We start from the raw sequence: 14083 nt of genomic DNA, 5'->3' as shown, positions 1-14083 counted from the left end.
AACTGACAAAGTCCTAATCGGGGCATAAGTAGCTAACTTTGATGGAAGATAAGGTTCACTTTGTCAGTTTGGTTGTTGATTAAAAGTACTCTAAATTTATTTAGCAAATCTAAAGGATGGGAGCAAATATCCTTTTATGCCGGTGTTCGGCATAAAAGATATAGCGGACAGCGGGAGGGGAAGTTATTGTGAAAAAAGTTGGTGCTGCTCCGCAAAAAAAAAAAAAAAAAACACCAATCTTTCGACTGGTGTTTGAATTCTTTCGTTGTTTAAAACTTAGAAAGGTTTTGTGTGTTTTTGATTAATGTACCAACTCGGTTTGATTTCTAAAAACAAGTTGGTTATCGAAGGCGTCGATCAAAACGATGCTGTCGGTGGTGATTTTGCCTGACAGAATTTCTTTCGATAATTCGTTGAGCACTTCACGCTGAATAACACGTTTTACTGGTCTTGCACCAAATTGAGGATCGTATCCTTTTTTCGATAAATAGTCTATCGCTTCGGGAGTAGCGTCCATGGTGATGCCTTGTTGTGCCAACATTTTGATCACGCTTTTTAGTTGTAAACCTACGATTTGAGCGATATTAGCGTTGGTCAACGGTGTAAACATCACGATTTCGTCGATACGGTTGATGAATTCTGGACGAACCGTTTGTTTGAGTAATCCCAATACTTCTACTTTGGCGGCTTCGGTAGCAGCTTCGATACTTCCTTTTAAATTTTCGAATTTATCTTGAATAATTTGGCTTCCCATATTCGAGGTCATGATGATAATTGTGTTCTTGAAGTCGGCCAAGCGTCCTTTATTGTCTGTTAAACGACCTTCGTCCAGCACTTGTAGCAAGATATTGAAGGTGTCAGGATGCGCTTTTTCTATTTCGTCAAGCAGAATTACAGAATACGGTTTTCTTCGCACGGCTTCGGTCAATTGTCCTCCTTCGTCATAACCTACATACCCTGGAGGCGCTCCAACCAATCGGCTTACGCTGTGGCGTTCTTGGTATTCGCTCATATCGATGCGGGTCATGGCATTCTCGTCGTCGAAGAGGTATTCTGCCAAGGCTTTGGCCAACTCGGTTTTACCCACACCAGTGGTTCCCAAGAAAAGGAAGGTTCCTACGGGTTTTTTCATATCCTGCAAACCTGCGCGACTTCTACGAACCGCATCACTCACAGCCTCGATGGCTTCTTCTTGTCCTACCACACGTTTGTGTAATTCATCTTCTAATTTCAATAGTTTTTCGCGTTCGCCTTGTAGCATTTTCATGACAGGAATTCCGGTCCATTTGGCTACAACTTCGGCAATATCTTCTCGCGTTACTTCTTCTTTAATCAAAGAAGTTCCGGATTGATTTTCTTGTAATTGATGCGTAAGATTTGCTAATTTTTCTTGCGCTTCTTTGATTTTACCGTAACGAATCTCCGCTACTTTACCATAATCGCCTTCACGTTCGGCGCGTTCTGCTTCGTACTTGAAGTTTTCGATTTCTGTTTTTACCAATTGTATGTTATCTACAATATCTTTTTCAGATTTCCATTTGGCAAAAATTTCGTTGCGTTCTTCTTTTAAATTGGCCAAATCCAAGCCTAAAACTTTCAACTTGCTTTCGTCTTTTTCACGTTTGATGGCTTCGATTTCAATTTCAAGTTGCATGATTTTACGATCCAAGACATCGAGTTCTTCGGGTTTGGAGTTAATTTCCATGCGTAATTTCGATGCCGCTTCGTCCATCAAATCGATGGCTTTATCCGGTAAAAATCGGTTAGAAATGTATCGTTGTGACAATTCAACCGAAGCAATTATCGCTTCGTCTTTAATTTGAACTTGATGATGTGTTTCGTATTTTTCTTTGATACCTCGTAAAATTGAAATAGCGCTTTCGGTATCGGGTTCTTCCACCATTACTTTTTGAAAACGACGTTCTAAGGCCTTGTCTTTTTCAAAATATTTTTGGAATTCATCCAAAGTGGTTGCACCAATGGCACGTAATTCGCCACGCGCCAAAGCTGGTTTCAAGATATTGGCAGCATCCATCGCACCTTCGCCACCACCAGCTCCTACCAATGTGTGAATTTCGTCTATGAATAAAACGATATCTCCTTCCGAAGCGATAACTTCTTTCACTACCGATTTCAAACGTTCTTCAAATTCTCCTTTGTATTTAGCTCCTGCAATCAGAGCACCCATGTCGAGTGAGAACACAATTTTGTTCTTTAAGTTTTCGGGAACATCACCTGCTACAATTCGGTGCGCCAAACCTTCGGCGATAGCCGTTTTACCCACTCCTGGTTCTCCCACGAGCATTGGATTGTTTTTGGTTCTTCTAGTCAAAATTTGAAGAACACGACGAATTTCTTCGTCACGACCAATTACAGGGTCTAATTTGCCGGTTTTAGCTAACTCGTTTAAGTTTTTTGCATATTTACTCAAGGAATTATAGGTTTCTTCTGCCGAGGCCGAGGTTACTCGTTCGCCTTTACGCAATTCGTCGATAGCCGCTTTTAGTCCTTTTTCAGTCACACCTTGGTCTTTTAGAATTTGGGCGACTTTACTTTTAGAACCAAAAATGGCTAGGATTAAATGCTCAATGCTAACGAATTCATCGTTCATTTTTTTGGCAATGATTTCGGCCTCGTTAAGTGCTGTGTTTGCACTTCTAGATAATTGAATTTCGCCACCTGTTACTTTGGGGAAATTTTGAATTTGACTATCTAAAATTTGAAGAAACAAAGGCACGTTTACGTTTAGTTTTTTCAAAAGAAAAGGTGCTACATTTTCGTCTACTTCAAAAATAGCTTTGAAAATATGTTCGTTTTCTATTTGTTGTTGCCCTAGGCTTTGCACCAATTGTTGGGAGTGCTGAATGGCCTCTTGGGATTTAATGGTAAATTTGTTAATGTTCATGATTGATAGATTTGATGATTATTGTTTGTTGTAAATGTTTATTTTTGTTGAAAATCGTCAAATGGTGTTCCAATATAAATTTACGGACATTTTGACTGTTTTTGTTTGATTTTGAGTATTATTTAACGACAAAAAGACATAAAAAGAGACAAAATGAGCCTATTTAATTCCTTATTCGGTAGTTCAGAAGAAAAAAAAGAATCGGTTAGTAAAGTCAATTGGATACCCTTGCAATTGATGGGACAATTGGACGAGTTAACGGCGCATTCTAATGAAAAACCTGTACTTATCTTCAAGCACAGTACGCGTTGTAGTATTAGCCGATTTGCCTTGAAACAGTTTGAAAATGCGTTTGAACTGCACGATAGTATCGATGCTTATTTTTTGGATTTAATTACGTATCGTGAGATTTCGAATGAAATTGCTGCTCGTTTTGGCGTGCAACATCAATCGCCTCAACTGCTTTTGATAAAGAATGGTAAGGCGATTTATAACGCTTCGCATAGTGATATAGATGCTGGAGTTTTGAAAAAAATAGTTGAATAAGTACATGATTAAATTCCATTTTCTTTATGGATGTTATTTCAATTGATAAAGTGCAGCCGCATCAAATGGGTGCTTTGCAAAAAATAGGACAACAGACTTTTCGCAAGACGTTTTCTGATTTTAATTCAGAAGCAAACATGAAAATCTATTTGGAGGAAGGTTTTTCTATTGAAAAACTTACGTCAGAGTATCAAAACAATAATTCTGAATTCTATTTTGCGACTTATGAAAACGACATCATTGGATATTTGAAAATCAATTTTGGAAAGGCTCAAACAGAGTTGAAAGATATTCTAGCGCTTGAAATTGAGCGTATTTATGTTGTCAATGCCTTTCATGGCAAGGGTGTTGGGCAATTACTTTATGATAAAGCCATAACGGTTGCCAAATCAAAAGGACTTGCGTATGTCTGGCTAGGTGTTTGGGAAAAAAATCTCAGAGCGCTTCGTTTTTATACCAAAAATGGTTTTGTGCCCTTTGACCAGCACATTTTTAAGTTAGGCGATGATGAGCAGACCGATATTATGATGCGATTACAATTGAATAATTAACAAAAAGCACTCTTTTAAAATTTTAAAAGAGTGCTTTTTTTATTTAAAAATTTCCAGAAGCACCACCACCGCTATAATCACCACCTCCAAATTTAATGGGAGATTCCTCTATTTTGGTTTCCGGTTTTATGCCAAAAGTTGCGACAGCCACTAAAGCTTCTGCGTTTATAAGATCTTTTTTGTGTGTTAATTTATCCACTTCAAAAGTGATTCCGCTGGTTTTGTTTTTTAACTTCTGAATTGAAAAATAGGCAATAATAAAAAGTAAAAAACCTCCTAGGGTAATTGCAATTTCGATTGGAAAAACCGAATAATAATATCGAATCGTGAAAATTGAAAGGGCTACGCAAAGGACAGCAATCCATAACAAAATTCGGTCTTTGGTTTTTAGAGCTAGTATCAAATAAATAATTGGTATACTAACAGTGAAGGTATAAAAGAACAACGAGAATGGGATGTCTTGATTTGGTTCTACTTGTGTTCCAAGTAATGCAGCTGAGAGTTCTCTTACTACAAAATAGTTGCAAGAAAGGTAGATTAGAAACAAGCAAAAACTATTAGCGAGAATTAATCCTTTATGATAAAAAATGATTTCTAATCGAGTTAATTTTCTTTTGGTAAAAAAATAAAAGGTTGTTCCCAAAAGCAGGGTAGCAAATGGTAAGATGGTTTTACCAATGGTTCCTAACTCTAATAAAGTATAGAAAAAAGTAGCACTTGTAGCGAGGCAAAAGATTAGAAGTGAGATATTGTGCATGAACCTTTTGTATAATAAAAGAGAGGCTATAGCTAGAAGGATTGATATGATTACTTCAAATTGATCTGAATTGAAGCCAATGGCTATGCCAAGATTTAAGAGGCTACCTAAAATGAAAGCGTCGTCAATACCATAATTTTTATAGTTTTCTCGGGCTAAAAATTCAGCACCTGCCCATCCTATTATGGCAAAAATATAAAAACAAAATTGGAAATAGGATTCCCCAATTTGCATTCCAATGATTGATATAGTGCCGCAAATTGAAGCATAAAGGAAGCTTCCAAGGATGAAAAACGCTAAGCGAAGAAGTAGGTTATTTTGTGATTTAAAAACAGGTGAATTGTTTTTTATACATTCGGCTTGTTCTTGAGTGATAAAACCAGCATTCAAAAAAGTATCTGTTTCTTCAAGTAAAACGATATTCGTTAATTTATTTTCGTCGTAAGCTATCATTTTACTTGTCTTTTTGTTGGTTGAACTTTTTTATAGATTGAATGAATAAATAGATAGAGCTGATGAAATAAGCAGGAAACAGATACATCAAAAGTTCCCAGAATCCATTAAAATCAATAGTGTCAATTACTTTGAATAAAAGCACATTGAAGCCAACATAACCGTAAAGTAAAGCAAATACAAAAAGTGAAACGGCATCATATTCTTTACTTACTTTGTAAAAGTAATAAGTAGCTCCTCCTAAAAGCAAGGCAAATAGAAAACATAATGGAACTTCTTTTTCTAAAAGTTTGCTAATTGTAGCAATACAGATTAGATGTAGAGCGAAAGTGAGATAAATCAAATTAAAATGCATTTTCAATTTGTTTTTTGAACTGTAAATGGTCAACCCAATGAGCAATAGTCCTAATCCAATAGCTGAAAAAGCTAGGGTATCATTGGAATAAAATTCGGTATCTAGAACTTTCTGCGGAGTTACAGTCAGACCGATACAAGCTGCGAGACCGGAAACTGCAATGCTAAGGACACTTTTGTTATCAAAATAATAGGCATAACAAAAGCTAAGAATAGTGGGGACAAGCGTGGCTATTCCATAATTTTCTCCAAAAAGCGTATATTGAAATTGTAGATACCCAATGAAAATACAACTTAGAATGGAAACAAGTAAGACTAAATAGTCATAGATTGGATTATCAAAGGCAACTTCTTCTTTGTGAAATCCTTTAGCTTTTTTGAAACAAAAATAGAGACTAACAGCAATTAGCAAAAAAAGACAAATGATTATCGCATCGTGACCAATAGAGTCAATGTTTTGATAGATTAAAGTTCCAATACCTGAAGTAAAGAGCAACACGGATAAATAAAGTAAAAGTCTTAATTCTGTGTGCAAAGAAAAAATACCTAGATTTTGATATTCTTCAATGGCATCTAGTTGTTTATTGGTCATAAAGCCTTTTTCTAGCAAAGCAGTTGCGATTTTACTCTTGTAAGTTTTTGTTTTCATAATTTGGATTCTGGCTTAATCAAAAATAAGATATTTGTTTTGAAGTCACGTTAAAAGTCTTCTTATTCTGCTTACTATTTTCAAAGAGCACAAAAAAAAGCCGTTCTAACAAAAAGTAGAACGGCTTGAGCTATTAGCGTATCTTTTCTAAAAAGCGTTTTGCATTTTTTCTTTAATTTCCTTCAAACACAAATTATTAATACTTCCTTCGTGCGTGTGTTGGGTGGCTTTTGGTGATTCGTAAGTACCATTTCCTAATTGTTCTGCCACAGCTTTGTAGGCGTCTCTAAAAGGCATTCCAGCTACCACCATTTCGTTTAAAGTGTCTACGGTAAATAGATAATTGTATTTTGGGTCGGCTAGAATGTTGTCTTTTACCTTAATGTCTTTGATGGAAAAAATGGCAATATCCAAACAGGCTTTTAGATTTTGGATAGCGGGAAATAATCCTTCTTTCAATAATTGAAACTCACGGTGATAGCCACTAGGAAGGTTATTAGTGATTAAAGTGATTTCATAAGGTAAAGCTTGAATTTTATTACATTTTCCACGGATTAGTTCAAAAACATCTGGGTTTTTTTTATGAGGCATAATGCTTGAACCAGTGGTTAGATGTGCTGGCAAACTAATAAAATCAAAGTTTTGGCTCATATATAGACACACGTCCATAGAGAATTTTGCTAAAGTTGCAGCCACGCTACTCATAGCAAAAGCGACTGTTTTTTCGGATTTGCCACGGCTCATTTGTGCTGCTACCGAATTGAATTTTAAAGTAGCAAAGCCTAATTCCTGAGTAGTAAAGGTTCGGTTGATAGGGAAGGAGCTGCCATAGCCTGCGGCAGAGCCTAACGGATTTTGATCTACCACTTTCAAGGCGGCGTTCAACATCGTGATATCGTCTATTAAAGTTTCGGCGTAAGCAGAAAACCACATACCAAAGGAAGAGGGCATAGCAATTTGTAAATGCGTATAACCTGGCAACAGCACATTTTGATACTGTTCAGCGGATTCCATCAACAAATCGAAAAGCGTTTTTACTTGTTCTTTGAGTGCTATAACCACATCTTTTAAATATAAATTGACATCTACTAATACTTGGTCATTTCGAGAACGTGCTGTGTGTATTTTTTTACCAGCATCGCCTAATTTTTCAGTCAATAAGTATTCTATTTTGGAATGTACGTCTTCAAAACTGTCTTCAATTTCGAAATCTCCTTTTTCGATAGTTGTGATTATATCTTGTAAGGCCAAAACTAAATCATCAGCTTCTGTTGCATTCAATAATCCTATTTGAGCCAACATTTTAGCGTGAGCGATAGAACCTAAAGCATCGTATTTGGCCAAAACCAAATCGAGTTCACGGTCATTTCCTACCGTAAAATGTTCGATTTGCTTGTCGGTTGGTATTCCTTTTTCCCAGAGTTTCATATTATTATATTTTTCACAAAGCACTACAAAAGTGAACAGAGGTTCGCAAAGTGTCTTGTTTAGATTTATGTTCTCGTTTTATTTTATTTCTAGCCCCGATAGTAGTGAAAATCCTTTTATGGCGGGGTTCGCCATAAAAGATTGTAACGGATAGCGGGATTAGCTCCTAAAAAAATCTGTCAATATTTTAATGTACAATTCAATTCCTTCTTCGATTTCATTGATGTAAATGAATTCGTCTGCCGAGTGTGACCGCAGGGTTTCTCCTGGACCTAGTTTTAACGACTGGCAACTCAACACCGATTGGTCCGAAAGCGTAGGAGATCCATAGGTAGTTCGTCCCAAGGCGATTCCTGCTTGTACTAATCCGTGTGAAAGAGGAATAGAAGAAGCATTTAGATGCATAGAACGCGGTGTAATCTCAGCTTTCACTTGTTGACGAACTGCGTCTAATATTTCTGCATTGGTATAACAATCGTTTACTCGAATATCGACTACCAAATGACATTCTGCTGGTACTACATTGTGCTGTTTTCCAGCGTTGATTTGGGTAACCGTCATTTTTACAGGCCCTAAAACTTCTGATATTTTTTCGAATTGGTAACTGTTAAACCAACTGATGATTGGCATAGCATTGTAAATCGGATTGTCAGGATTATGATGTGCTGCGTGACTTGCGGTACCTTTTACGACTACATCCAAAACCAAAAGTCCTTTTTCGGCAATGGCCAATTGCATTAAGGTAGGTTCGCCCACAATGGCGCAATCAATTTCTGGCAAATGTTGTAGTACGCTATTCAGCCCGTTTTTACCACTGCTTTCTTCTTCTGCAGAAGCGACCATAACCAAATTGTAAGGCAAATTTTCTTGAGCATAAAAATGAACAAAAGTGGCCAATAAAGCCACTAAACATCCTCCCGCATCGTTGCTTCCAAGTCCAAATAATTTCCCGTCTTTTTCGATAGGTTCAAATGGATCGTTGGTATATCCTTGATTGGGTTTTACGGTATCGTGATGCGAGTTCAGTAAAAGGGTAGGTTTAGCCGCATCAAAATGTTGATTATACGCCCAAATATTATTGTTTTCCCGCTCAAAAGGAATGTTATTTTGTTGGAACCATTGCTCTATCAAAAGCGCAGTTTGTGCTTCTTCGCTAGAAAAGGAAGGAGTCGCAATCAATGCTTTTAGTAAGGCGATGGCTTCTTGTGTAAGTGTTGTAATGGTTTTCAAAATTTTTAATTTAACCCTTTCAGAGTTTTGATTTCTGTAAGGGTTGTTAGTAATCTATAATGTTATACTCGTACAAAGTACGTTGTTGTCTTTCAATAGTTTGTGATGTCCTATTTTTATTTTATGAACGCCTTTGGACAAGCTGTTAAAGCAATTGTCTAGTTTTGGAATCATCCCTGAATGTATGGCGCCTTCTGTTTTTAATTTATCATACAATTCCTTATTGATGTTTTCAATTACGGAAGTATCATCATCAGCATCATACAAAACACCCGATTTTTCGAAGCAATACGTCAAAGTGACTTCAAATACTTCCGACAAACCAATGGCTAATTCACTAGCAATCGTATCAGCGTTTGTGTTTAATAATTGTCCTTGTTTGTCGTGTGTAATAGCACAAAACACAGGGGTAATTTCGTTTTTTATCAATGTTTCAAGCAGGGGGATGTTTACTTTTTGTACATCGCCCACAAAACCGTAATCAATAGTAGGATGGTTTCTTTTGGTGGATTGAATCAAGTTGCCATCTGCGCCAGAAAAGCCCATAGCATTGGTTTCATTTGCTTGTAATTGTGCTACAATATTTTTGTTGATTTCGCCTGCATAAATCATCACCACAACGTCTAGCATAGGTTGGTCGGTGATGCGTCTTCCATCAATCATTTGAGGGACTAAACCAATACTTTTCGCCATTTTGGTAGCTGATTTTCCTCCACCGTGCACCAACACTTTATAGCCTTCAATTTTTGAAAAATCGGCAATAAATTGTTGTAGTTCGGCTGGGTTATCAATGATATTACCTCCGATTTTTACTATTGTAAGTTGTTCCATTTTTTTAGTTTAATAGTCCAAACTATGGTTTTCATCAGGAAGCCTTTTTAGTATTTTTTGCAAAACTAATTGAGCTGAATAAGTTCTGTTGTTAGCTTGTTGAATTACTATGGAATCTTTACCATCAATCACTTCGTCTGCTACAATCATATTTCTTCTCACCGGCAAGCAATGCATAAATTTAGCATTATTAGTTAATTTCATTTTATCGGCCGTCACGGTCCAATTTTTATCCATATTGGTTACTTTACCGTAGTCGGTGTAATTACTCCAGTTTTTAGCATATATAAAATCAGCATTTTCAAAAGCTTTGTTTTGATCGTATTCAATAACCGAATCTTTGGTGATTTCGGGATTCAATTCATAACCTTCCGGATGCGTAATTACAAAATCCATATCTTTTTGCAGTTGCATCATTTCTACAAACGAATTGGCTACGGCCTGAGGCAATGCTTTTGGGTGCGGTGCCCAAGTCAGCACTACTTTGGGTCTGTGTTTGGTTTTGAATTCGGCCATGGTTATTGCATCGGCCAAGGATTGTAGCGGGTGACCCGTAGCACTTTCCATATTAACAATAGGTACTGTAGCGTATTTTACAAAACCATTCATTACCGTTTCGGCATAATCTTTTTCACGATCGGTAAGGCCTGCAAAAGCTCTGATGGCAATAATGTCGCAATATTGTGAAACAACTTCGGCGGCTTCTTTGATATGCTCTGAGGCGCCTTGGTCCATTACGGTACCGTCTTCGAATTCTAAAGTCCAACCTTCAGCGCCAAAATTCATCACCATCACGTTCATTCCTAGATTGATGGCCGCTTTTTGAGTACTTAAACGCGTTCTCAAACTTGGATTGAAAAATAGCATCACTAAGGTTTTGTTTTTGCCTAGTGATTGTTTTTTTAAAGGGTCTTTCTTTATTTTAAGGGCTTGTTTTACCCATTTTTTTAGCGAATCGATTTCTTTTATTGAGGTGTAATTCATAGCTTTATCTTTATTAGAATGCTGAATAAGCGGATTTGTAGTTTGTGATTTTTAGTGGCTCTAAGTTAAATAATTTTAGTGAAAGGGATTTCATTCCGCAGCGCTTTCCGCATAAAATCATCCTCTAGGCCATTCACAATCCAAGTCTCAATATTGGCTTTTTTTGCAATTGCTGCCGATTCTATTTTAGATTGCATACCTCCAGTTCCGTGAGACGATTTTTTATCGCCTATTTCTTTTTCAAGCAAAGACAAATCGGTTACTAGTTCTATCGTTGATGGAAGTGCATCGTTGATAGAAGCTTTAGTGTAAATTCCATTAGTATTGGTGGCAATAATCAAAATATCTACATCTAGTAATACGGCTGCTAAAGCGGCTAATTTATCATTGTCGCCAAACTTAATTTCGTCTGTCGCTACCGTGTCATTTTCATTGATGATGGGGATGTAGTTGTTTTTGACCAACACATTGATGGTGTTCACGATATTGTCTTTGGATTGTTCTTTTTCAAAATCAGAATAGGAGAGGAGACATTGAGAAATATGCAATCCTAAATCGCTGAAATTTTCGTGGTAAATACGCATCAAATGGGGTTGCCCTATGGAGGCTAAGGCTTGTTTTACAAACACTTCTTGATCATTATTGTCAAGTTTTACAAACTGTTTGGCAGCGGCAATCGCCCCAGAACTTACAATAATGAACTCGTATTGGTCTTGTAGGGCAGCAATTTGCATTCCAATATCCTCAATCTTTCCTCTCGAAATATGATTGGTTTCCTTGGTTAAGGTATTGCTGCCTAATTTTAATAATATTCTTTTTTTTGTCATCTTTTTTAACCGCAAAGGGCGCAATTTTTTTTATAATTGGAACGATTAAAACGCAACGTTCGCAAATCTTTCGTCTAAAATCTATAATCTCAATTCTGCCATCTTATCTGACTTGTCCTTCTCCGTAAACATACCATTTGTTGGTGACCAAATGTTGTAAACCAATAGGGCCACGTTGGTGTAATTTGTCTGTGCTGATAGCGAGTTCTCCACCTAAACCAAATTGCCCTCCGTCGGTAAAACGAGTCGAAGCATTATGATAAACAGATGAGGCGTCAACATTATCCATAAATTCTTGGGCAGTAGTTTCACTTTCGGTGATGATAGCAGCTGAGTGACCACCGCAATATTTATTGATTTTAGCTATTGCTTCTTGATTAGAAGAAACAGTGCCAATTACAATCTTGTAATCCAAAAATTCTTCATACCAAATTTCGTCTGATTCGATTTGTTGAATTTGAGTAGCGCTAGCAATTGTAGCGTCGCCCAAAACAATCACTTTTCGTTCTTGTAAAGCACGGACTAATTGGTTTGCAAAACTTTCCCAATTCGGTAAATTAATATCAATTATTACTTTATCTAAAGCATTGCAAACGGATATATTTGAGGTCTTTGCATTAATTATAACTGACATTGCTTTATCTAAGTCAGCATCAGCACTTACGTACACAAAGTTATTTCCACGACCACTCACAATCACCGGACAGGTTGCGTGTTTTTTAGTAAATTCAATCAGTTTTTCTCCGCCACGGGGTACAATCAAATCAACTTTTTGCGTTGGTTTTTCCAAAAAAGCTTGGGTTTGTGATCTATCGTAATTCAGGTATTCTACCCAATCCGTTGCTACACCATTGCTTTCTAACGCTTGATGCCACAGACTAACAATCTTTTGATTCGACAGTAAGGATTCTTTTCCGCCTTTTAAAAGAATTTTATTTCCTGATTTAAAGGCAATACCACCCGCTTCAACGGTTACATCAGGTCGTGACTCATAAATAATTAAAATAGTGCCAAATGCAGCCGTTTTGTTATAAATTTTGAGACCATTATCGTGAACAAATTCAAAACGTACTTTTCCCACGGGGTCTTCTTGATTGGCCAATTGTTGCAAAGACAAAATCATACCGTCAATTTTGGCATCATCGACCAACAAACGTTTTTCCATCGCCAAATCTTCTCCAGAATAATTGGCTAAATCCTGTTGGTTGCTACTTTTCAACGCCGTTCTTTCCTGCGCTAGCAAAGCCGCCATCGTGGTTAAAACGGCGTTTCTTTTTTCGATGGTTAGTAGTGTATTCATAGTTTTTGGTTAGTTAATTTTTTGGGCGTGCCCTTTTTTATTCTATAGCCTTTGGTTTAAACCACAAGCCATTGAATAAAAAGTCTATTTCAATTCGACCAACGACTCTTTTAAGGCCGTGATAAAGGTATCAATTGCTGTTGTGGTAATGGTCAAGGGCGGTAAAATTCTCAACAAATTTTTATTATTAGCGCTACCCGTAAAAATATGTTTTTCTACAATCATTTTCTTGCGTAAGGCACTTACATCAAAATCAAATTCTACCCCCAGCATCAATCCTTTTCCTTTTACTTTGATGATTTCAGGTACTTGTTGGATGGCTTTCATAAAGTACTCGCTAACGGCGTTTACATTATCCATTAACTTCTCACTCTTGATGACATCCAAAACGGCAATTCCAGCAGCACAAGCCAAATGACTTCCACCAAAAGTAGTACCTAGCAAGCCATAACTCGCTTTGAAATGCGGTGCAATCAAAATTCCTCCAATTGGGAAACCGTTGCCCATTCCTTTGGCCAAACAAATAATATCCGCTTTGATGTTATGGTATTGATGTGCAAAAAACTTCCCGCTTCTTCCATAACCCGATTGTACTTCGTCTAGAATCAAAACCGCTTCGTATTGTTTGCACAGTTTTTCTAAGGCTTGGAAAAATTCAGTAGTGCCTTCATCTAAACCACCCACGCCTTGAATGCCTTCTATAATCACGGTGCACACATCGCCTTTTTGTAATTCGGTTTTTACCAAATCAATTTGGTTTAGTGGTAAAAAAGTAACCACTTGTTGCGCATTAATGGGAGCCACAATTTTTTTGTTATCGGTTACCGCTACTGCTGCCGATGTTCTTCCGTGAAAGGAGTTATCGAAAGCAATCACTCTCGATTTTCCGTTGTGAAAAGAGGCTAATTTTAATGCATTTTCATTGGCTTCGGCGCCTGAGCTGCACAAAAACAAGGAATAGTCATCATAACCTGATAATTCGCCTAGTTTTTGGGCTAATTCTACTTGAAGTGGATTTTGGATAGCATTAGAATAGAATCCAATATTGTCCAATTGTTCTTTTACTTTCGCCACATAATGCGGTTGGGTGTGCCCAATGGAGATGACTCCGTGGCCGCTGTATAAATCTAAATATTCTACACCGTTTTCATCTGTAATGGTACAGTCTACTGCTTTTACAGGTGTGATGTTGTATAATGGGTAAACGTCGAATAGGTTCATTGTTGTTTTTTGTTTATGGTTTAAAGTTTAAGGTTTAAGGTTACACG

At 37.1% G+C, this 14083-nt stretch carries 12 protein-coding genes; 2 read left to right on the top strand and 10 right to left on the bottom strand.

Annotated features, from left to right (window positions below):
• Window positions 1-301: 301 nt before the first annotated feature.
• Entirely contained in the window at window positions 302-2905 is a 2604-nt protein-coding gene (clpB, locus tag ACZ1AQ_RS14785; protein WP_489633636.1) for an ATP-dependent chaperone ClpB, read from the bottom strand.
• A gap of 153 nt (window positions 2906-3058) precedes the next feature.
• On the opposite strand from clpB, the gene ytxJ reads away from it, so the two are divergent.
• Both ytxJ and ACZ1AQ_RS14775 read left to right on the top strand, forming a co-directional pair.
• Window positions 3059-3451 carry a bacillithiol system redox-active protein YtxJ gene (ytxJ, locus tag ACZ1AQ_RS14780; protein WP_489633635.1) on the top strand — a complete coding sequence of 131 codons (393 nt, stop codon included), beginning with the start codon at window positions 3059-3061 and terminating at the stop codon, window positions 3449-3451.
• Between the two features lie 26 nt (window positions 3452-3477).
• Entirely contained in the window at window positions 3478-4002 is a 525-nt protein-coding gene (locus ACZ1AQ_RS14775) for a GNAT family N-acetyltransferase (RefSeq protein WP_489633634.1), read from the top strand.
• Between the two features lie 43 nt (window positions 4003-4045).
• Here the strand turns inward: ACZ1AQ_RS14775 and ACZ1AQ_RS14770 are convergent, their stop codons facing one another.
• From ACZ1AQ_RS14770 to ACZ1AQ_RS14730, 9 genes are all read right to left on the bottom strand, one after another.
• Window positions 4046-5212, bottom strand: a complete 1167-nt coding sequence (locus ACZ1AQ_RS14770; RefSeq protein WP_489633633.1) for a hypothetical protein — start codon at window positions 5210-5212, stop codon at window positions 4046-4048.
• Window position 5213: 1 nt separating this feature from the next.
• Window positions 5214-6215 (bottom strand): DUF2157 domain-containing protein, encoded by a 1002-nt coding sequence (locus ACZ1AQ_RS14765; RefSeq protein WP_489633632.1) that lies wholly within the window; start codon window positions 6213-6215, stop codon window positions 5214-5216.
• A gap of 147 nt (window positions 6216-6362) precedes the next feature.
• A complete protein-coding gene (argH, locus tag ACZ1AQ_RS14760; protein WP_489633631.1) occupies window positions 6363-7643 on the bottom strand; it encodes an argininosuccinate lyase in 1281 nt (426 codons plus the stop codon).
• 159 nt (window positions 7644-7802) lie between these two features.
• Entirely contained in the window at window positions 7803-8873 is a 1071-nt protein-coding gene (locus ACZ1AQ_RS14755; protein ID WP_489633630.1) for a M20 family metallo-hydrolase, read from the bottom strand.
• A 54-nt stretch (window positions 8874-8927) separates the two neighbouring features.
• Window positions 8928-9704 carry an acetylglutamate kinase gene (gene argB / locus ACZ1AQ_RS14750; protein ID WP_489633629.1) on the bottom strand — a complete coding sequence of 259 codons (777 nt, stop codon included), beginning with the start codon at window positions 9702-9704 and terminating at the stop codon, window positions 8928-8930.
• A gap of 9 nt (window positions 9705-9713) precedes the next feature.
• Window positions 9714-10688: an N-acetylornithine carbamoyltransferase gene (locus ACZ1AQ_RS14745; protein WP_489633628.1), complete on the bottom strand. Its 975-nt coding sequence runs from the start codon at window positions 10686-10688 to the stop codon at window positions 9714-9716.
• Window positions 10689-10753: 65 nt separating this feature from the next.
• The gene (gene proB / locus ACZ1AQ_RS14740) at window positions 10754-11515 is read right to left on the bottom strand and encodes a glutamate 5-kinase (protein WP_489633627.1); all 762 of its coding nucleotides are present in this window, start codon (window positions 11513-11515) and stop codon (window positions 10754-10756) included.
• 103 nt (window positions 11516-11618) lie between these two features.
• The gene (locus tag ACZ1AQ_RS14735; RefSeq protein WP_489633626.1) at window positions 11619-12815 is read right to left on the bottom strand and encodes a glutamate-5-semialdehyde dehydrogenase; all 1197 of its coding nucleotides are present in this window, start codon (window positions 12813-12815) and stop codon (window positions 11619-11621) included.
• Between the two features lie 84 nt (window positions 12816-12899).
• Window positions 12900-14036 carry an aspartate aminotransferase family protein gene (locus ACZ1AQ_RS14730; RefSeq protein ID WP_489633625.1) on the bottom strand — a complete coding sequence of 379 codons (1137 nt, stop codon included), beginning with the start codon at window positions 14034-14036 and terminating at the stop codon, window positions 12900-12902.
• Window positions 14037-14083 lie beyond the last annotated feature (47 nt).

This window comes from Flavobacterium sp. UM26, assembly GCF_057922445.1.
Note: the sequence above shows the minus strand (reverse complement) of the source record. Positions and strands in the feature narration are given on the sequence as shown.